The organism is Phenylobacterium sp., assembly GCF_004297125.1.
Classification (GTDB): Bacteria; Pseudomonadota; Alphaproteobacteria; order Caulobacterales; family Caulobacteraceae; genus Phenylobacterium.
Genome location: NZ_SCVD01000040.1, coordinates 247,987 through 266,291, shown reverse-complemented (window position 1 = coordinate 266,291; position 18,305 = coordinate 247,987). Strand labels below are relative to the sequence as shown.

Annotated in this window: 19 protein-coding genes; 10 read left to right on the top strand and 9 right to left on the bottom strand. The window is 69.2% G+C overall.

The window, feature by feature from the left end; genetic code table 11:
* Positions 1–422 precede the first annotated feature (422 nt).
* From EPO51_RS27855 to EPO51_RS27845, 3 genes are all read left to right on the top strand, one after another.
* Complete coding sequence (locus tag EPO51_RS27855) at positions 423–1,583, top strand: SMI1/KNR4 family protein (protein WP_293357499.1); 1,161 nt, start codon at positions 423–425, stop codon at positions 1,581–1,583.
* 352 nt (positions 1,584–1,935) lie between these two features.
* Positions 1,936–2,685 carry a DNA/RNA non-specific endonuclease gene (locus EPO51_RS27850; protein ID WP_293357497.1) on the top strand — a complete coding sequence of 250 codons (750 nt, stop codon included), beginning with the start codon at positions 1,936–1,938 and terminating at the stop codon, positions 2,683–2,685.
* Positions 2,682–3,797, top strand: coding sequence for an SMI1/KNR4 family protein (locus tag EPO51_RS27845; RefSeq protein ID WP_293357495.1), 1,116 nt, complete (start codon positions 2,682–2,684; stop codon positions 3,795–3,797). Before EPO51_RS27850 ends, EPO51_RS27845 begins: the two co-directional genes overlap by 4 nt.
* A gap of 25 nt (positions 3,798–3,822) precedes the next feature.
* Here EPO51_RS27845 and EPO51_RS27840 read toward each other — a convergent pair whose 3' ends face one another.
* Complete coding sequence (locus EPO51_RS27840) at positions 3,823–4,134, bottom strand: GNAT family N-acetyltransferase (RefSeq protein WP_293357493.1); 312 nt, start codon at positions 4,132–4,134, stop codon at positions 3,823–3,825.
* Between the two features lie 247 nt (positions 4,135–4,381).
* On the opposite strand from EPO51_RS27840, the gene EPO51_RS27835 reads away from it, so the two are divergent.
* From EPO51_RS27835 to EPO51_RS27825, 3 genes are read left to right on the top strand one after another with little or no spacing between them, the layout of a single operon-like run.
* A complete protein-coding gene (locus EPO51_RS27835; RefSeq protein ID WP_293357491.1) occupies positions 4,382–5,593 on the top strand; it encodes a parallel beta-helix domain-containing protein in 1,212 nt (403 codons plus the stop codon).
* Entirely contained in the window at positions 5,593–6,645 is a 1,053-nt protein-coding gene (locus EPO51_RS27830; protein WP_293357489.1) for an SO2930 family diheme c-type cytochrome, read from the top strand. Before EPO51_RS27835 ends, EPO51_RS27830 begins: the two co-directional genes overlap by 1 nt.
* Positions 6,642–7,445: a CAP domain-containing protein gene (locus EPO51_RS27825; protein ID WP_293357487.1), complete on the top strand. Its 804-nt coding sequence runs from the start codon at positions 6,642–6,644 to the stop codon at positions 7,443–7,445. The genes EPO51_RS27830 and EPO51_RS27825 overlap by 4 nt, the downstream gene beginning before the upstream one ends.
* A gap of 171 nt (positions 7,446–7,616) precedes the next feature.
* On the opposite strand, the gene EPO51_RS27820 is transcribed toward EPO51_RS27825, so the two are convergent.
* The gene (locus EPO51_RS27820) at positions 7,617–7,979 is read right to left on the bottom strand and encodes a DUF6152 family protein (RefSeq protein ID WP_293357485.1); all 363 of its coding nucleotides are present in this window, start codon (positions 7,977–7,979) and stop codon (positions 7,617–7,619) included.
* Between the two features lie 122 nt (positions 7,980–8,101).
* Between EPO51_RS27820 and EPO51_RS27815 the strand changes: the two genes are divergently transcribed.
* Complete coding sequence (locus EPO51_RS27815; protein WP_293357483.1) at positions 8,102–9,175, top strand: NADH:flavin oxidoreductase; 1,074 nt, start codon at positions 8,102–8,104, stop codon at positions 9,173–9,175.
* Positions 9,176–9,365: 190 nt separating this feature from the next.
* On the opposite strand, the gene glcF is transcribed toward EPO51_RS27815, so the two are convergent.
* Genes glcF through EPO51_RS27800 form a run of 3 tightly spaced genes read right to left on the bottom strand, consistent with a single transcriptional unit; the run spans position 9,366 to position 13,278 of the window.
* Entirely contained in the window at positions 9,366–10,622 is a 1,257-nt protein-coding gene (glcF, locus tag EPO51_RS27810; RefSeq protein WP_293357481.1) for a glycolate oxidase subunit GlcF, read from the bottom strand.
* Positions 10,619–11,791: a glycolate oxidase subunit GlcE gene (glcE, locus tag EPO51_RS27805; RefSeq protein ID WP_293357479.1), complete on the bottom strand. Its 1,173-nt coding sequence runs from the start codon at positions 11,789–11,791 to the stop codon at positions 10,619–10,621. Before glcE ends, glcF begins: the two co-directional genes overlap by 4 nt.
* Positions 11,791–13,278: an FAD-linked oxidase C-terminal domain-containing protein gene (locus EPO51_RS27800; protein WP_293357477.1), complete on the bottom strand. Its 1,488-nt coding sequence runs from the start codon at positions 13,276–13,278 to the stop codon at positions 11,791–11,793. Before EPO51_RS27800 ends, glcE begins: the two co-directional genes overlap by 1 nt.
* Before the next feature lie 51 nt (positions 13,279–13,329).
* Between EPO51_RS27800 and EPO51_RS27795 the strand changes: the two genes are divergently transcribed.
* Complete coding sequence (locus EPO51_RS27795) at positions 13,330–13,914, top strand: GNAT family N-acetyltransferase (RefSeq protein ID WP_293357475.1); 585 nt, start codon at positions 13,330–13,332, stop codon at positions 13,912–13,914.
* Positions 13,915–14,625: 711 nt separating this feature from the next.
* Here EPO51_RS27795 and EPO51_RS27790 read toward each other — a convergent pair.
* Complete coding sequence (locus EPO51_RS27790; RefSeq protein WP_293357473.1) at positions 14,626–14,955, bottom strand: antibiotic biosynthesis monooxygenase family protein; 330 nt, start codon at positions 14,953–14,955, stop codon at positions 14,626–14,628.
* Between the two features lie 321 nt (positions 14,956–15,276).
* Between EPO51_RS27790 and EPO51_RS27785 the strand changes: the two genes are divergently transcribed.
* A complete protein-coding gene (locus EPO51_RS27785; protein ID WP_293357471.1) occupies positions 15,277–15,660 on the top strand; it encodes an endonuclease domain-containing protein in 384 nt (127 codons plus the stop codon).
* A 164-nt stretch (positions 15,661–15,824) separates the two neighbouring features.
* Here the strand turns inward: EPO51_RS27785 and EPO51_RS27780 are convergent, their stop codons facing one another.
* Genes EPO51_RS27780 through EPO51_RS27770 form a run of 3 tightly spaced genes read right to left on the bottom strand, consistent with a single transcriptional unit; the run spans position 15,825 to position 18,033 of the window.
* A complete protein-coding gene (locus tag EPO51_RS27780; protein WP_293357469.1) occupies positions 15,825–16,607 on the bottom strand; it encodes an enoyl-CoA hydratase/isomerase family protein in 783 nt (260 codons plus the stop codon).
* Complete coding sequence (locus tag EPO51_RS27775; protein WP_293357467.1) at positions 16,607–17,758, bottom strand: acyl-CoA dehydrogenase family protein; 1,152 nt, start codon at positions 17,756–17,758, stop codon at positions 16,607–16,609. The genes EPO51_RS27780 and EPO51_RS27775 overlap by 1 nt, the downstream gene beginning before the upstream one ends.
* Positions 17,755–18,033: a hypothetical protein gene (locus tag EPO51_RS27770; protein ID WP_293357465.1), complete on the bottom strand. Its 279-nt coding sequence runs from the start codon at positions 18,031–18,033 to the stop codon at positions 17,755–17,757. The genes EPO51_RS27775 and EPO51_RS27770 overlap by 4 nt, the downstream gene beginning before the upstream one ends.
* On the opposite strand from EPO51_RS27770, the gene EPO51_RS27765 reads away from it, so the two are divergent.
* Entirely contained in the window at positions 17,989–18,258 is a 270-nt protein-coding gene (locus tag EPO51_RS27765; protein WP_363201568.1) for a GxxExxY protein, read from the top strand. The genes EPO51_RS27770 and EPO51_RS27765 overlap by 45 nt on opposite strands.
* The last annotated feature ends 47 nt before the right edge of the window (positions 18,259–18,305 follow it).

The window sequence follows — 18,305 nt, the reverse complement described above, 5'->3', positions numbered from 1 at the left end:
CTCCTCGGGCGTGTCGATGGCGGCCAGGTAGCTGGCGTGCGCGGCCTCGGCGGCCACGAGATCCAGCTCGGCCAGCCGCGCCAGCATCTGCTGGCGCCGTTCGGCGATGTGCGCGGCCTGTGACATGAACATAACGAGAACATGAAGCGTGGGTGGGAGTCAAAGTTGTTCTTCCCTTCCTGCTGCGCGGCAAGGGGGATCGCCCGCCGAGGAGCGGGGGGTGGGAAGGGTGAGCGGCGGCGGGGCGGAACGACCGGGCGGCGTCGGGCGCGGAGCCTGGGGCTCGCCCTCTCCACCCCCCGCTCTTCCCCCGGCTCAAGGCCGGGGTCGGCGGGCGGTTTCCCTCTCCCGCGTCCCGCGGGAAAGGAAAAGACCTGGGGGTCAAGGTCCGGGCGTCGAGCGCGCGCCCCATCGTTCACTCTATGTTCTTGATCTACGCTACCGGTTGGGCGAAGCTCACGCCGATGACCATTGAACGCCTCATGCAGGTGGCGCCACCGCCTGCGAAGCCATTCCAACCCTTCATCGGCCCCTGGGAGCCGGTGGAAGCCTATCTCGGGACCGAGCTGCCGCCGGACTACAAGGACTTCGCCCGGCTATATGGCCGTGGGCGTTTCATGGAGTTCCTCGTCATCAACCTGCCGGGTGATCCAGGTCGGCGCGGCAGTCTCGAAGGCGAACTGCAAATGTCCCGCGACATGATCAATCTGGGCATGGGGGTTCGCTACCCGGCCTGGCCGGATCCGGACGGGCTGCTGAACGTCGGTTTGACGGAGTTCAACGATCGCCTTTTCTGGCTGCCGCGAGGCGATCCTTCCGACTGGACCATCGTCGTTTGGGATCGGGCTCTGCAGCGGCTGGAAACCTTCGACTGCAGCCTCACGGATTTCCTCGCGGGTCTGGCCGCGGGCACGATCCTCCCGGAAGCGTTCGCCGGCAGGACGCTCGCTCCCGATCCGGTGTTCGAGCCGTCTCAAGGGCTGCGAGGGCTGGTCTGGCCCACGGGTCCAAGTGCTGTTGCGAGCGCCCGGACCGCAAGGCGGGGGATCGAAGCGCTTGAACAGGTCGTTCCGCCGCCGCCCGAACCGTACCGCCCGTTCACCGGCCCCTGGAAACGGGTCGAGGCGTACCTCGGAACGGAGTTGCCGCAGGATTACAAGGACTTCGCGAGGCTCTACGGGTACGGCCTCTTCCTGGGCGTTATGATCATTCATGTTCCGTCCAACGATGATCCTCACGGGACGCTTGAAGCCGAGGTGCGTGAGGTGAGCCGCGCATTCAATTCACATGCGGACCAACCCTACGCGATGTGGCCGCGCGTCGGCGGCCTCATCAACTTCGGCGTGACGGAGAATGGCGACTATCTCTTCTGGCTACCGATAGGCCCGCCCGACCAGTGGAAGGTCGTCTTCTGGGATCGCGGCCTGAGCGAAGACGAGTGCTTCGAGGAGTTCGATTGCGGCATGGCGGAGTTTCTCGCCGGGCTTGCCGATGGAAGCATCCTGCCGAGGGGACACGAGAGGGAAGACCTGGAGCCCGACGGCCCGGTGTTCCAGCCGTATTCGGATCGAGTCGAAAGCTAGGTTCATGACTCCGGCGCCCAACCCAAGGGGCGAACACACTGCCTTTCAAACCCATTTGTTCTTCCTTTGTTCTTGACTTAAAGCCAAGCTTGTGCGACGATCTCAGCGGTCGGGGCAGAGCGGCTCGCCAGCCGCCGATCTGATCATACGCAGAGGTAGAGGGTGCTCGATGGCGCAGACGCCACAGGGGAAGCCACGTTCCGGACCGGGTCCCGCGCAAGGACAGCCGACAGCACGGGGAGCCGGCGCACCGCCGACGAGGTCGCCGTCCCCATCGCTGAGCGGCTTTTCTTCACCATTCCGACGCGATTTCGACTTCCGCCACCAAGGGGCTGACCTCCGCCAGACCGTGGTGATCGGCGGGCAGACCTACCGGGAAATCGACAATGGGCGGGCGGGCGTCTTGGTCCCGGTCAGCGATCCGCTGCGCCCACCAGCGCTGGTCGCGCAGCAGCGCAAGGCCGTCGTGGACAGCCTGTTCATGGCGCAAAGCCCGCTCGCCGGCGGCGCGTATGGCGTCGCCGCATTGCTGGGCACGTCCCCGCAAGCGCGCGACCGGGCCATGATGGCGGGCGCGGTGGCTGACGCCGGAATATCGGTCGCCACGCCACGGGGAGCGCAGGTTCGTCGCCCGACGCCGCCGATCAAGACTACTACGAGTATGCCGCAGGACGGCAGCATCCGTTACCGGGATGCGAACGCCGCCAAGCAATCGCGGGGCGTCAATGCGGCCCTGGGCGCGCCGATGCTGGGAACAGGCGGGAGGACAAGGCAGAGCGTGAAGCCCCCCGGCTTCATCAGTGGCAAGGAGCCCTACTATCACAATCGGGCACATCTGCTCGGCAAGCAACTCGGCGGTCACGCCGACGAACCCAAGAAGATCTTTGCGGCCACACGAAAGATGAACTCCCCCATCATGCGCGGCTATGAAAATAGCATTGCGCGCCGAGTGGCGTCGGGTGAGCTCATCGATTACTCCGTAACTCCATATTACACTCCTGGCGTGGAGGCCCCTTCGTTCATTACGATGGCGGCGTGGGGTGATCGCAAAGGTCCCATGGCGGTCATCATTGAGAACCCGTTGGGTCGGCCGAAGAAATGACCATTGACGCCCTCTTGAGTGCGGTCGCGCCTCCCGCCGCGCCTTTCCAGACGTTCGCAGGGCCGTGGGAGCCGGTGGAGGCCTATCTCGGGACCGAGCTGCCGCCGGACTACAAGGACCTCGCGCGGCTGTACGGCCGCGGGCAGTTCATGGAGTTTCTCACCGTCAATCTGCCGGGCGACCGCGGGCAGCGCGGCAGCCTGGAAGGCGAGCTCCACATGGCGCGCGAGATGATCAATCTCGGCGTGTCGGTTCGCTACCCGGCCTGGCCCGATCCGGGGGGCCTGCTGAACCTCGGCCTTACGACGTTCAACGATCGCCTCTTCTGGCTGCCACGCGGGCATCCGTCGGAGTGGCGTATCGTCGTGTGGGATCGGGCGTTCCAGAATTTGGAAACCTTCGACTGCGACCTCACCGGCTTCCTCGCTGGTTTGGCGACCGGTGCGATCAGACCGGAGGGCTTCGAAGGCGATACGTTTGGCGGTGATCCCCTGTTCACGCCATTCCGAGGCCGGGCTCGTCACGCCGGGTCAACCGCCGGGCGCGGCGTGAAGGGAGCCCCGCGCGTCCGGCCGGGCATCGAGGCCCTCACTGAGATCGTTCCGCCGCCCGCGGAGCCGTTCCGGCCGTTCGTCGGTCCGTGGGAGCCGCTCGAGGCCTACCTGGGGACGGAATTACCACAGGACTACAAGGACTTCTCGCGACTCTACGGCAGCGGTCTCTTCATGGACTTCGTCATCGTCTATGTGCCGTCGATCGAGAATTCTCGCCTGACGCTGGAGCCGCAGGTGCGGGAGGCTCCCATGATGTTTTCACCGGAGGAGCACCTGCCTTACCCGTTCTGGCCGCACGTGGGCGGCCTCATCCGGTTCGGTTGCAGTGATTTCGGCGACCAGCTCTATTGGCTGCCGGAGGGAGCGCCTGACGACTGGAAGGTGGTCATGTGGCAGCGACACGGGCCGTATGATCAGCCGTTCGAGGAGTTCGACTGTGGGATGGCGGAGTTCCTCGGCGGCTTGGCCAAGGGGACAATCGTTCCCGGGGCCTACAAGGAGGGGCTGGAGCCCTACGAGCCGATGTTCCAGCCACATTCTGACCGAATGGAAGACTAGCAGAACCTCCAGCCGTCATGGTCGTTCAGCCCGACAGCTCATACGCGAACATCACGAACGCCTCCGCCTCCGCGCCACGCTTTGCATAGAGCCCCCTCGCCGCCTCGTTGTCCGGCTCCGTCCCGACCCAGGCCTCCTCGCAGCCCAGCTCGACGCCCCAGGCGACCAGTTCGTCCAGCATCTTCGTCGCCAGGCGTTCGCGGCGGCGGCCGGGGGTGACGCCGAGGTTGTCGATGTAGAGTTCGGTGGGCTGGTCGGGGTGGCGGTGGACCATGCCGCGGGCCTGGCCGACGACCTGCCGGTCGCCCGCGGGGCCGGCGGTGACGGCGAGCACCATCAGGTGGCCGGGCTGGGCCAGGTAGGCGGCGGGCGGGGTCGATGTCTTCGTCGAAGACGTCGAGGGCGACCCTGTCGAGCAGGGCGGCGTCGGCGGGGCCGAAGCGGATGATGTCGGTGGTCATCGAATCCCCCACGGATCGTCATGGCCGGGCCTGAGCTTAGGGGTTGCGCGGGTGCGGTGAACAGCGGCACTTTCAAAGTTGAACGGCGCGTCATGATGCCGGGCGAGCAACAGAGGGACGGACATGATCAGGCTCACGACGGCGCTGCTGGCGGCCACTTTCCTGGCGGGCGCGGCGCAGGCCAGGACCCTGGCCGTCGCGCCCGGGGCCGACGCGCAGGAGCGGATCCAGACCGCGCTGCTGGACGCCAAGCCGGGCGACGTGGTGGAGCTGGCGGCCGGGCGCTACGAACTGTCGGACGGGCTGTCGCTGGACGTGGACGACGTGACGGTGAAGGGCGCGGGGCCGGACGCGACGGTGCTGTCGTTCAAGGGCCAGAAGGGCGCGGGCGAGGGCCTGCTGGTGACGTCCGACCGGGTGACGGTGCGCGACCTGGGCGTCGAGGACACCAAGGGCGACGGGGTGAAATCCAAGGGCGCCGACCAGATCAGCTTCGTGAACCTGCGCGTCGAATGGATGGGCGGGCCGAACGAGAAGAACGGCGCCTATGGGGTCTATCCGGTCAGCTCGACCAACGTGCTGATCGACAAGGTGGTGGTGAAGGGCGCCTCGGACGCCGGAATCTATGTGGGCCAGTCCAAGAACATCGTGGTCAAGCGCAGCCGCGCCGAGTTCAACGTGGCCGGGATCGAGATCGAGAACTCGATGAACGCCGACGTGTTCGACAACGTCGCCACGCACAACGCCGGCGGCATCCTGGTGTTCGACCTGCCGAACCTGCCGCAGATGGGCGGCCATTCCACCCGGCTGTTCCGCAACAGGGTGGTCCAGAACGACACGCCGAACTTCGCGCCCAAGGGCAATATCGTCGCCAACGTGCCCACCGGCACCGGGGTGATGATCATGGCCAACAAGAACGTCCACGTCTTCGACAACGAGATCGCGGAGAACCAGTCGGCCGCGATCATGCTGGTGAGCTACACTGAGAAGTTCGACGACAAGACCTACAACCCCCTGCCCCGCGACATCGTCGTGCGCGACAACCGGATCGGCCGCAACGGCTGGGACCCCAAGTTCGACGGCGGGACGATCCTGGCCAAGATGATGGGCGGGACGCTGCCGCCGGTGATGTGGGACGGGGTGACCGCCGCCCCCGGCAACAGCGACGTGGTGCGCGTGCGGATCACCGACGGGCCGATCCTGAACCTGCAGCTTCCCGCGCCGGGCGCGCTGATGCAGGCCAAGCCGGTGCTGGCCCAGACCCTGGGCGACACGCCGATCGCCGAGCCCGCCGCGGTGGTCCTGCCCAAGCGCCAGGCCGATCTGGGCGCATAATGAGAGCCTGGCTCGCCAGCCTCGCCGCCCTCCTGTGCCTGGGCGCGGCGCCGGCGCCGGCGGGGGTGGCGCTGGAGACCCTGCTGGCCGAGGCGCCCGCGCCGAAGCTCAGCGACTATCGCCTGTTCCGCGACGCCGGCGGACGGCAGCCCAACGGCCTGACGCCGTATGCGCTGAACACGCCGCTATTCAGCGACTATGCCGAGAAGTTCCGGTTCCTGTACCTGCCGCCGGGGACCACGGCGCGCTACCGGGCCGACGGGGTGCTGGACTTCCCGGTGGGCGCGACCCTGGTGAAGACCTTCGCCTATCCCGCCGACCTGCGCCGGCCCGACGAAAAGGTCCGGCGCCTCGAGACCCGGCTACTGATCCACAAGCGCGAGGGCTGGGTCGCCCTGGCCTATGTCTGGAACGCAGAGCAGACCGAGGCGGTGCTGAAGCGGGCCGGGGCGCGGCTGGACGTGAGCTTCGTGGACGCCCACGGCCAGGCGCGGACGGTGGACTACGCGGTCCCGAACCAGAACCAGTGCAAGGAGTGCCACCAGCTCGACAAGACGCTGCAGCCGATCGGCCCCAAGGCGCGGAACCTCAATGGGACGTTCGCCTATGCGGCGGGGGCGGAGAACCAGCTCGCCCACTGGAGCCGCCTGGGCCTGCTGAGCGGCGCGCCGAAGCCGGAGGCGGCTCCCCGCACTGCCCGCTGGGACGATCCGGCCGAGCCGCTGGAGGCCCGCGCGCGGGCCTATCTCGACGCCAATTGCGCCCACTGCCACAATCCGCGCGCGGTGGCGTCCAATTCGGGCCTGTTCCTGAACGTCGAGGAGACCCGGCCCGCCGCGCTCGGCGTCGGCAAGGGTCCGGTGGCGGCGGGGCGCGGGTCCGGGGGCCTGCGGGTCGGCATCGATCCCGGCCATCCCGACGCCTCGATCCTTGCCTACCGCATGGCCTCGACCGAACCTGGCGTCATGATGCCCGAGCTGGGACGATCGCTGACGCACGAGGAGGGCCTGGCCCTGATCCGGCAGTACATCGCGGGAATGAAGGCGCCGTGAGGCTGACGCGGCGGGGGTCGATGATCGGCGCGAGCGGCCTGCTGCTCGCGAGCCCGGCCGCCGCCGACGTGGCCACCGACGCCGCGCCGCCGGCCTCGGACGCCAGGGCCTGGGCGGCCTACGAGGCCCGCCTGCGCGAGCGGTTGGCCGACGCCGGCGGACATCGGTTCGACGACGCCTCGGCCCACATCGCGCTCGACGCCACCAACGCCGTGCGCCGGACGGCCGGCGCGCCGCCGGTGGAGTGGCACGAGGAGCTGGCCGCCGCCGCCCGCGCCCATGCCGGGGACCTGGCCGCGCGCGGCTATGTGGAGCACCTGTCGCCCGAGGGCTTCGACCCCAGCCACCGCTTCTGGCTGCTGGGCCGCACCACCATCGGCTCGCCGTCCGAGAACATCGCCTACCATCGCGCCGCCGGCCCGCCCGCGACCTCGACCGCGCTGCTGCAACGCTGGAAGAAGAGCCCCGGCCACTGGCGCAACCTGCTGCGCGCCAGCCACACCCACGCGGCCTATGGCGTGGTGCGCGGCCGCGACCGGGTCTGGATGGTCGGCCTCTATGCGCGGCCCGTGGCCACCCTGCCCGAGCCGCTGCCCTTCCACGCCCACGGGCCGGAGATCGCGCGTGCGCTGCGCGCCGTGCCCGGCGAGCACCGCCCCCGCCTGTCGGTCCCGCAGGGCAGCCGGCTGGGGAAGATCGAGGGGACGCCGCCGGTCATGCAGATCACCGCCATCCGCCGCGTGGACACCGGCGCCTTCGACGTGGTCGGCGGCCCGATCTTCCTGGCGGCGGAGGGGTAGGGGCGGACCTTCCAGCCGCGAGGGCGCGGCAGCGCCGAACGATTCGTCCACGAACCACACGAACCACACGAACAAGGGCATCGAAGCCACGAGGCGCGGGCTGCGGTCGAACCGTTCGTGTGGTTCGTGTGGTTCGTGGACAAGAGGACAGCGCCTGCGGCGCCCGGGGAGTTAGTCCCGCTGCGGGTAGAGGTCGAAGGTCTTGCCGGCGACGACCAGGCGTTCGGTCTTGATCTCCAGCGTGCCGTCGAGGCGCTTGTGGCCGCGGGCGGTGACCTGGGTCCCCTTGGGGATCGCCGCCAGGGTCAGGCCCGAGCGCTCGATCGCCGCCGGCGGGGCCAGCATGACGTTCCAGACGCCCTGGGCGGTCTTCACCCGGATCAGGCCGTGCGGCTGGCCCAGCGAGGCGTCTTCCACCACGCCGCTGACCTGGGATTCCCGGTCGCTGTAGGACGCCCAACCGTGGTGGGCCTGGGCGCCGCCGGCCGCCAGCATCAGGGCCGCCGTCAGGCCCGCGATCGACAGTCTCGTCATTCTGACCTCCTGCCCCCGCCCGAGAGCCTAGGACCTGAAGGCCGTTTCAGAAAGGCTCGTTTGCCCGACCCTGGGGAAAGCCGGTATCGCTCGCGCCACACCTGCTCCAGGAGCCCGACGCCTTGGCCGACCTCTTCGCCCCGATGACCCTGTCCCACGGCCCGGCCATGAAGAACCGCTTCATGCTGGCCCCGCTCACCAACCTGCAGAGCCATGCCGACGGGACGCTGTCGGACGACGAATTCAGGTGGCTGACCAAGCGGGCGGAGGGCGGCTTCGGCCTGACCATGACCTGCGCGGCCCACGTCCAGGCGGTCGGCCAGGGCTTCCCCGGCCAGCTCGGCGTGTTCGGCGACCAGCACCTGGAGGGGCTCACGCGGCTGGCCACGGCGATCAAGGCCGCCGGCAGCCTCTCGGCGCTGCAGATGCACCATGCCGGCAACCGCTCGCCAAAGGACCTGGTCGGTACGCCGGTCTGCCCGTCGGACGATCCCGAGACCGGCGCACGCGGGCTGTCGCTGGGCGAGGTTGAGCAGCTGGTCGAGGACTTCGTCGCCGCCGCGGTGCGGTCGGAACAGGCCGGCTTCGAGGGCGTCGAGATCCACGGCGCCCACGGCTACATCCTGGCCCAGTTCCTCTCGCCCAAGCTGAACCGGCGCGAGGACCGCTATGGCGGCTCGGTGGAGAACCGCGCCCGGATCATCTTCGAGATCATCGACGGCGTGCGCGCCCGCACGGGCAAGGACTTCCAGCTAGGCCTGCGCCTGTCGCCGGAGCGGTTCGACCTGAAGTTGGTGGAGATCGTCCAGGTCGCGCAGTCGGTCCTGGCCGACGGCCGGATCGACTACCTCGACATGTCGCTGTGGGACGTCTTCAAGGAGCCGACGGAGGAAGAGTTCAAGGGCCGCAGCCTGATGAGCTATTTCACCGAGCTGGATCGCGGGAACGTGCGGCTGGGCGTCGCCGGCAAGGTCACCACCCCGGCCATCGCGGCCCAGATGCTGGACAATGGGGCCGACTACGTCCTGATCGGCCGCGCGGCCATCCTGCACCACGACTTCCCGAAGCGGGCCCGCGACGCGGCGTTCAAGCCGGCGGCGCTACCGGTCACCGCCGAATACCTGGCCAACGAGGGCCTGGGACCGGCGTTCGTGAAGTACATGTCCACCTGGCCCGGCTTCGTCGAAGCGGCCTGAGCCGTTGCGGCGGTCCTGGCGGGCGTTCCAGAGGGTGAGCACGACGACGATGGCGGCATAGAGGCCGAACGCGGCCAGCAGCACCTCGGCGTTCAGTTCCAGCGGGCCCATGTCCTCACTCCTCTACTCTGGATAGGAGTTTGAGCTTTGCCGGCCCGTCTGGAAATTCCGTAGCGCTACCTCCGTAGAACTACCTAGGCCTTTGAAGCGCCGCCGGTTTGGGCCCGCCGGTGGCCCAGTCCAGCAGTTCCACGGGGTGCACGACCGGGGCGTCCAGCACCGGCGCGAGCTGGGCCATGCAGCCGACGTTGCCGGCCGCCACCACCGCCGCGCCGGTGGCGTTGATGTTGGCCGCCTTGCGGTCCCGAAGCCGGGTCGCCAGCTCCGGTTGCAGGATGTTGTAGACCCCGGCCGAGCCGCAGCAGAGGTGGCCCTCGGCGACGAGGCGCACGTCGAAGCCCGCCTCGGCCAGCAGGCGCGGCGGCGCGGCCTTGATCTGCTGGCCGTGCTGCAGCGAGCAGGCGGCGTGGTAGGCGACGGCGAGCGGCGGCGTCCTCACCGGCGCGGGCAGGCCGACCTCGGCGATGAACTCCAGGATGTCGCGGGCGGGCACGGCCTCGCCCACCAGCCGGCCATAGGCCTTCAGCATCGTGCCGCAGCCGGCCGCCGTGGTGACGATGGCGTCCACCTTGCCGGCCCGCGCCCAGGCGGCGAGGTTGGTCCGCGCCATGGCCCTGGCCTCGTCGGCGCGGCCCAGGTGTTCGGAGAGCGCGCCGCAGCAGCCCTCGCCCTCGGCCAGGATTACCTCATAGCCTGCGCGGGTCATCAGGCGGATGGCGGCCGAGCGGACCTGGGGCGCCATGGCCGGCTCGACGCAGCCCTGCAGCAGGACCACCCGCCCACGGGGCTTGCCGCCCGGGACCCGCGCCGGCGCCGCCTGGACGCGAGGCGCCGGCGGCGGGACCAGGCGCAGCAGCGCCGCCAGGGGGGCGAGCCTCAACCGCAGAAGCAGCGGCTGCAGCGGCCGCGCCAGCCGGCCCAGGGCCAGCGCCGCGCTCAACCGCCGGGGCCGGGTGAGCACCGCCGGGAGAAGCATCCTCAGCAGCCGCTCGGGCCAGGGCCGCACGTGATGGGCCTCGATGTGGGCGCGGGCGTGGTCGATGAGCTGGGCGTAGTCGACGCCGGAGGGGCAGGTGGTGGTGCAGGCCAGGCACGACAGGCAACGGTCGACATGGGTCACCGTGCTGGGCGCCGGCGGGCCGCCGGCCTCCAACATCTCGCGGATCAGCTCGATGCGGCCGCGCGGGCTGTCGCGCTCGTCGCCGAGCAGGACGTAGGTGGGGCAGGTGGCGGTGCAGAAGCCGCAGTGGACGCACTTGCGGATCGCCGCCTGGCTGGCGGCGGTTTCCGGGTCGGCGAGCTGTTCGGGGGTGAAGTCGGTCCTCACGGCGCGCCCTCCATGCGGCCGGGGTTCAGCACGCCCAGCGGGTCGAACGCGGCCTTCACCCGATCCTGCAGGGCGCCCAACGCCCCCTCGCGCGGCCCGAACGCCGGGGCGCCGCGCAGACAGAGCGCGTGGCCGCCCAGGCCGCGGGTCACCGCGCGCACCTTCGCGGCGGGCTCGTCGGTGAGCAGCCAGGCCAGGCCGCCGGCCCAGTCGTAGAGCGCGTCCCCCGGCAGGCCGTGCGGTCCGCGCCAGCCCGTGGCGGGCGGCAGCGACAGGCGCCACAGCGGCCGCGGGTCGCCCGCGAACGCCTCGACCTCGCGGATCTGTCCCCAGAACTCGCGGCTGAGGTCGCTGTCCAGGGCCTCGATGCGGCCATAGCCCTTCAGGGCCGCGGCCAGGGCCTCCGCCCGCGCCGCCACCGAAGCCTCGAACCCTTCGAGCCGCAACGCCGTGGTCGCCATCTCCGCCTTCAGCGGCCGGGCGTGGGCCGCGAACCCCGGCAGGTGCGCCGCGCCGGAGACCTCGAACGGGCCGTTCATGGCGATGGCCATGGCCTCGGCGGCGCGGACGTCGGGCAGGCCGAACAGCATGAGCGTGGTCTGGGTCCGGGGCGCCGGCAACACCTTGATCGTCACCTCGGTGAGGATCGCCAGGGTCCCCCACGACCCGGCCATCAGCTTCATCAGGTCGTAGCCGGTGACGTTCTTCACCACCTTGCCGCCCGCCTTGAACACCTCCCCGCGCCCCGAGACCGCCTCGAAGCCCAGGAAGTGGTCCCGCGCCGCCCCGGCCCGGATGCGCCGCGGCCCCGACAGGTTGGCCGCCAGCACGCCGCCCAGGGTCGGTTCGCCCCGCGACCCGATCAGCCGCGTCCAGCGCGGCGGCTCGAAGGCCAGCATCTGGCCGCGGGCCGCGACCAGCTTCTCGACGTCGGAGAGCCGCACGCCGGGCTGCGCCGTCAGCACCAGCTCGTCCGGCGCATAGTCGACGATCCGGTCCAGCCGCTGGGTCGAGACCACCAGGTCGACGGGGTCCATCGCGCCGATCGCCCGCTTCGTGCCGCCGCCGATCACCTCGATATGGCGCGCCTTGGCGCCGGCCTCGGCGACGATGGCCCGGACCTCCTCGGGGGTCGTGGGCTTCTGGATCTTGGTCGCGGTGTCCAGCATCAGAAGCGCGGCAGCTCCGGGAAGGCGAGCTTGCCGCGATGCACATGCACCCGGCCCAGCTCGGCGCAGCGATGCAGCACCGGGAACACCTTGCCCGGATTGAGCAGCAGGCCGGGGTCGAAGGCGCATTTCACCCGCTGCTGGCAGGCAAGGTCGGTCTCGTCGAACATCTCGCCCATCAGGTCGCGCTTCTCGACGCCCACGCCATGCTCGCCGGTCAGCACCCCGCCCACGGCGACGCAGAGCTTGAGGATGTCTGCCCCGAACGCCTCGGCCTTCTCCAGTTGGCCGGGAATGTCCGCGTCGTAGAGGATCAACGGGTGGAGGTTGCCGTCGCCGGCGTGGAAGACGTTGGCCACGCCCAGTCCGTATTCCACGCTGAGCTCGGTGATCCGGGTCAGGACCTGCGGCAGCCGCCCCCGCGGGATGGTCCCGTCCATGCAGAAGTAGTCGGGTGCGATCCGGCCCACGGCGGGGAACGCCGCCTTGCGCCCCGCCCAGAACACCAGCCGCTCGGCCTCGCTCTCCGAGGTCTTCACGAAGTTCGCGCCGCGCTCGGCGGCCAGCATGCGGACGTGGCCCACCAGCTCGGCGCATTCGGCCTCGGGTCCGTCCAGCTCGACGATCAGCAGGGCGGCGGCGTCCACCGGATAGCCGGCGCCCACGAAGGCCTCGGCCGCCCGGATCGCCGGATTGTCCATCATCTCCAGCCCGGCCGGGATCACGCCGGCGGCGATGATGTCGCCCACCGTGGCGGCGGCGCTCTCCACCGTCGGGAAGCCCAGCAGCAGCGCCTTGGCGATCTCGGGCTTGGGCAGGATCCGCACCGTCACCTCGGTCACCACGCCGAGCAGCCCCTCCGACCCCGTCACCAGGCCCAGCAGGTCGTAACCCTCGGAATCCATGGCCTTGCCGCCCAGCCGCACGACCTCGCCGTTCATCAGCACCAGCTCGCAGCCCAGCAGGTTGTTGGTGGTCAGGCCGTACTTCAAGCAATGAACCCCGCCCGAATTCTCCGCCACATTGCCGCCGATGGTGCAGGCGATCTGGCTGGAGGGGTCGGGGGCGTAATAGAAGCCCTGGGCCTCTACGGCCGCCGTGACGCCCAGGTTGGTCACCCCCGGCTGCACCACGGCGCAGCGGTTGGCGTAGTCCACCTCCAGCACCCGGTTGAACTTCGACAGCCCCAGCACCACGCCGTCCGCCAGCGGCAGCGCCCCGCCCGACAGCGACGTGCCGGCGCCGCGCGGCACCACCTTCACGCCGTTGGCCTGGCACCAGCGCAGAATCTCGGAGACCTGGGCCGTCGTCTCCGGCAGCACCACCGCGATCGGCGTCTGGCGATAGGCGGAGAGGCCGTCGCTCTCGAACGGGACCAGACCGGCGGGCTCGGACACCACGCCCTCGCCCGGCACGATCCGTTTCAGCGCCCGCACGATCTCGCCCTTTCGGGCGATCAGGGCGGCGTCTGGCGCGGGCATCTTCATGGGCGGGACGGTATGCGGAGACGCGAGTCCGCTCCAGCGCTATGAAGGGGCATGAGCCCCGTCGAAATCCGCACGGCCGGACCGGCCGACCGCCAGGCGATCAGCGACGCGCTGCTGCTGTCGTTCAGCGCCGACCCCTGCGTCCGCTACATCTTCGCCAAGCCCAGCGACTTCACGGCTGGATGGCCGCGGTTCGTGATGGCCATGGGCGGGCGCGGTCTGGACCACGGCGCGGCCTTCGTGACCGAGGACGGCGCGGCGGCGTCGCTGTGGCTGCCGCCGGGCGTCGAGCCCGACCTGGAGACCATGTTCGGCGTGGTGGGCGAGGTGGTCACGCCCGAGAAGGGCGCCGTTCTGGCCCAGGTCGGCGAACAGATCCGCAGCTATCATCCCGAGGGACCGCACTGGTATCTGGCGGCGGTGGGCGTGGACCCGTCGCGCCAGGGAGAGGGTTTGGGCTCGGCCATGGTGAAGGAGGGTTTGCGCCTCTGCGACGCCCGAGGCCTGCCCGCCTACCTCGAAAGCAGCAATCCGCGGAACATCCCACTCTACGAACGCCACGGGTTCGAGGTCATCGGCCTGGTCCAGCCGGACGACTATCCGCCGCTCTATCCGATGTTGCGCGCGGCGCGGTAGGCGCGTCAGCCTTGGTAAGATTCAAACCACGGACCACACGGAAGGCCAAGTAGGCGAGGCCTCTTCCGGGCTTTCCGGGTTTTCCGTGGTTCAAAAGACAGCGCTGCGGCGCGCGCCAAGCCGGATAGCGGAGCGCGACCCCTCATCCGCCACCCTGGGGGCGACGCCCTTCTGCGCGAGGTGAGATCGACAGGAGCCTAACCAGCCAGGCTGCGGGTGTCCGGTCCATGGCGCGGAGCTAGTTTCGGGTTTCGACCCATTGCGGACTTTGAGCCGCGAGCTAGGCTGTGGCTGTGGAAGTCGTTTCAACAGAATTGCCGACCGGCTGGCTGTGGGTCGATGACCCGCAAGAGCGACGCTCACTGGAGCTAGAGCTTGTGCGGGAGATGCCGCCCAAGCACTTGCTCTACGGACGAACCGCTCGGCTGCTAGCGCGACACGAGCGCAGAGACGACTTTCTCTTTCGGGTCGGGGAGCGCGAGGTGGCGCACGTTCACCTCACCTGGAGCGCTGAGACTGACCCGTTCTGGCCGCACGCGGAGTTACACCCGTCACTTGAAGCTTGGGCCGCCACCGGCGGGATCATGAGCTAGGAGGAAGGTCGCCTTTCCACCCCGGCCTGACGTTGCGAAGGTCCGCTCTCCCGCCGAAGCGGCGAACGTCAGCTATCAGCCCGGGCGCCAATTGGCGAAACCGACGCTCAGCGGACCTTCAAAGCGGAGGGGACTTGGATTTTCCATCCGTCGTTTTTGAACGGAACTCGCCAACCACCTCATACATGCCGGGATCAAATGTAGCGAATGACAGGGCTTCTTCGAGATATGGGCGTGGGGCTGGGTCTTGGCGCATGGCCTCATAGTCAGCGAGGCTAGCCCATTTAGCGTACATGGTGACCTTGCTGCCGTCTGTGCTGCGATGAAGGGTCGACGAAACGAACCCGGGCGCTTTGCTGACGATTTCGCCGGTGACCTTGGTCAATATATCGACCAATCGCTGTTGATTGGGCTGGTCGACGTGGAACACATTGATGAAGACAATCACGGCGTTCCAACCTGAGCGTAAAAGCGAAGTCGATCATACGAGAAATGGGGTCGATGGACGCAGAGGCAACAGCCGCTTTCCTGCCTTGGGCGACCTTCTGCTCCCGACCCATCTCGGCGCTTCGTGGCGTCCGCTCTCGGGAAGGTTGCTGAAGGTCCGGTTGGGGGCGCGGCGCCGATGACCTGGTCCCACCCTGAGCGGACCCAGCGCATCGCCTCCTCTCCCCCCGAGCGCAGCGAAGAGTGGGGAGAGGGTAGGGAGAGGGGCGACGCAGGCCTTGCCGCTTGCACGACGGCCCAGCCATGACCCACCGTCGGTCCCATGGCCACGTTCAAGACCCTCAGGGACAACACGCCGCGAGATCGCGCCCGCGCGCTCCGCCGCGAGGACACTGAGGCCGAGGCGCGGCTGTGGAACGCGCTACGGGCCCGGCGCCTTGGCGGCTGGCGCTGGCGGCGTCAGGTCCCCAGGGGGCCGTTCATCCTCGACTTCCTTTGCGTCGAGGCCGGGCTGGTGGTCGAGCTCGACGGAGGCCAGCATGCGGACCAGATGGCCTACGACGCGCATCGCACCGCCCATCTGGAAGATCTCGGCCTGCGGGTGATCCGCTTCTGGAACTCCGCGGCGCCGACCAGCCGCGACGGCGTGTGCGCCACGATCCTCGACGCGTGCGGCGGCGAGCATCCGTCCACGGGTCCTGGCTGAACCCGGAGCGGCGGCGGCGAGGCCTGCGTCGCCCCTCTCCCTACCCTCTCCCCTCTCGCTTCGCGGGGGGAGAGGAGGCCGCCGCTGCCCACCCCTCACTGACTCTCGCAGGGTCCGCTTGTAGGTGGGCCGGGGGACGTGCGCCGGCACAAATCCGACGCACGCTACTTCCCTTCGAACTTGGGCGTCCGCTTCTCGTTGAAGCTGGCCACGCCTTCGCGGCGGTCGTGGGTGGTGAAGAGGTGGTTGTAGATGGTGAGTTCCAGGTCCATGGCGCGCGGAAGGTCCAGGTCCTGGCCGCCGTGGACGACGCGCTTCAGGCCGCGGACGGAGAGCGGCGCGCGGCTGGCGATCTGGGCGGCCACCGCCAGGACGGTGTCCAGCAGGGCGTCGGGCGCCACGACGCCGCTCACAAGGCCGTACTCCAGCGCCTGGGCGGCGGTGAATGGCGCGGCGGTGGTCAGCAGCTCCAGCGCCCGGCGGGGCCCGACGGCGCGGGTCAGGAGCTGGGTGCCGCCAAGCCCGGGGATGATCCCCAGGCCCGCCTCGGGCAGGCCGAACCGCGCGCCCTCGGCCGCGTAGGCGAAGTCGCAGGCCAGCGTCATCTCGCAGCCGCCGCCCATGGCCGCCCCCTGCACCGCGGCGATCACCGGGACCGGGCAGGCGAGCTGGGCGCGGATCATCGCCTCGAACAGGCGGTGCTGCTCGGCCCAGGCGTCGTCGGTCATGCCGTTGCGTTCCTTGAGATCGGCGCCGGCCTGGAAGTGCTTGCCCTCGCCCCGCAGGATCACGCAGCGCAGCGCCTCGTCGGCGCGCAGCCTGGACCACACCTCCAGCAACTCGCGGCCCATCCGGGTGGAGAGCGCGTTGGCGGCGTCCGGCCGGTTGAAGGCGATGACCGTGACGCCCGGAGCGGCCTCGTGGACCTTGATGGTTTCGTAAGTCATCAAAAGCTCTTCGGCTGGCCCAGGACGTGGGTGGCGACGTGGCTGAGGATCAGGTTCGTGGAGATCGGCGCCACCTGGTAGAGGCGCGTCTCGCGGAACTTGCGCTCGATGTCGTATTCCTCGGCGAAGCCGAAGCCGCCGTGGGTCTGCAGCGCCATGTCGGCGGCGAACCAGGAGGCCTCGGAGGCGACCAGCTTGGCCATGTTGGCCTCGGTCCCGCAGGGCTCGCCGGCTTCGAACAGCGCGGCGGCTTTGTCGACCATCAGGCTGGCGGAGGTCATCTGGACATAGGCCCGGGCCAGCGGGAACTGGACGCCCTGGTTCTCGCCGATCGGGCGGCCGAACACGACCCGGTCCTTGGCGTACTGGCTGGCCCGGTCGATGAAGAAGCGGGCGTCGCCGATGCACTCCGAGGCGATCAGGATCCGCTCGGCGTTCATGCCGTCCAGGATGTATTTGAAGCCTTTGCCTTCCTCGCCGACCAGGTTCTCGACCGGAACTTCCAGGTCTTCGAACAGCAGCTCGGTGGTGGCGTGGTTCAGCATGGTGCGGACCGGGGTGATGGTCAGGCCGTTCCCCACCGCCGTGCGCATGTCGACCAGCAGGACGCTCATGCCGGCCGAGGTCCTGGCCTCGTCGCGCGGGCTGGTGCGGCAGAGCAGGACCATCAGGTCGGAATGCTCGGCCCGACTGATCCACAGCTTGCGGCCGTTGACGACATACTTGTCGCCGACCTTCTTCGCGAAGGTGGTGATGCGGGTGGTGTCGGTGCCGGCGTCCGGCTCGGTGACCCCGAAGGCCTGCAGGCGCAGCTCGCCGGTGGCCACCTTGGGCAGGTAGGCTTCCTTCTGGGCCGGCGTGCCGTGCCGGAGCACCGTGCCCATGGTGTACATCTGGGCGTGGCAGGCGCCGCCGTTGCAGCCGCTGCGATGGATCTCCTCCAGCACCGCCGTGGCGGCCGCGAGGCCCAGGCCCGAGCCGCCGTATTCCTCCGGGATCAGCACCGACAGGAAGCCGGCTTCCGTCAGCGCCTGGACGAAGGCGGTCGGGTAGGCCCGCTCGCGGTCCAGCTCGCGCCAGTAGGCGCCGGGGAAGCGGGCGCACAGCTTGCGCACCGCCTCGCGGATCTCGGGGAAGGTCTCGTTGGTCACGGCCGCCTCTGTGCCACGGGTACGCAGCGTGAGCCTAGCGCGGCCGTAATGTTCATGCATTGTTCTTGCCGCTGAAACGCGGCGAGGGCGCTAGAGAAATGGTCCACGAACCACACGAACCACACGAACGGCTCTTGCAGGCCGACGAGGTCCTCCGCATCCAAGGCGCGATCTTTGAGGTAAACCGAGTAATGGGCGCCGGCTTTCTTGAGGCTGTCTATCAAGAGTGACTGACTCTCGAGTTCGCGGAGCGCGGCATCCCCTTCGTCGCCCAACCCACGCTCGTCCTCGACTACAAGGGCGCTCGCCTACGACAGACCTACGCGCCGGATTTCATCTGCTTCGGGACTGTCGTGGTTGAACTGAAGGCTCTCGGCGCGCTCGCGCCCGAGCATCGGGCGCAGGTTCTGAATTACCTCAAGGCTGCGAGGACGCGTGTCGGTCTGCTTGTGAACCTCGGCTGCGCGCCCAAGGCGCGCCTCGAGCGCCTGGTTCTCTGACCGTTCGTGTGGTTCGTGTGGTTCGTGGACATCTGTCCTACGGCAGC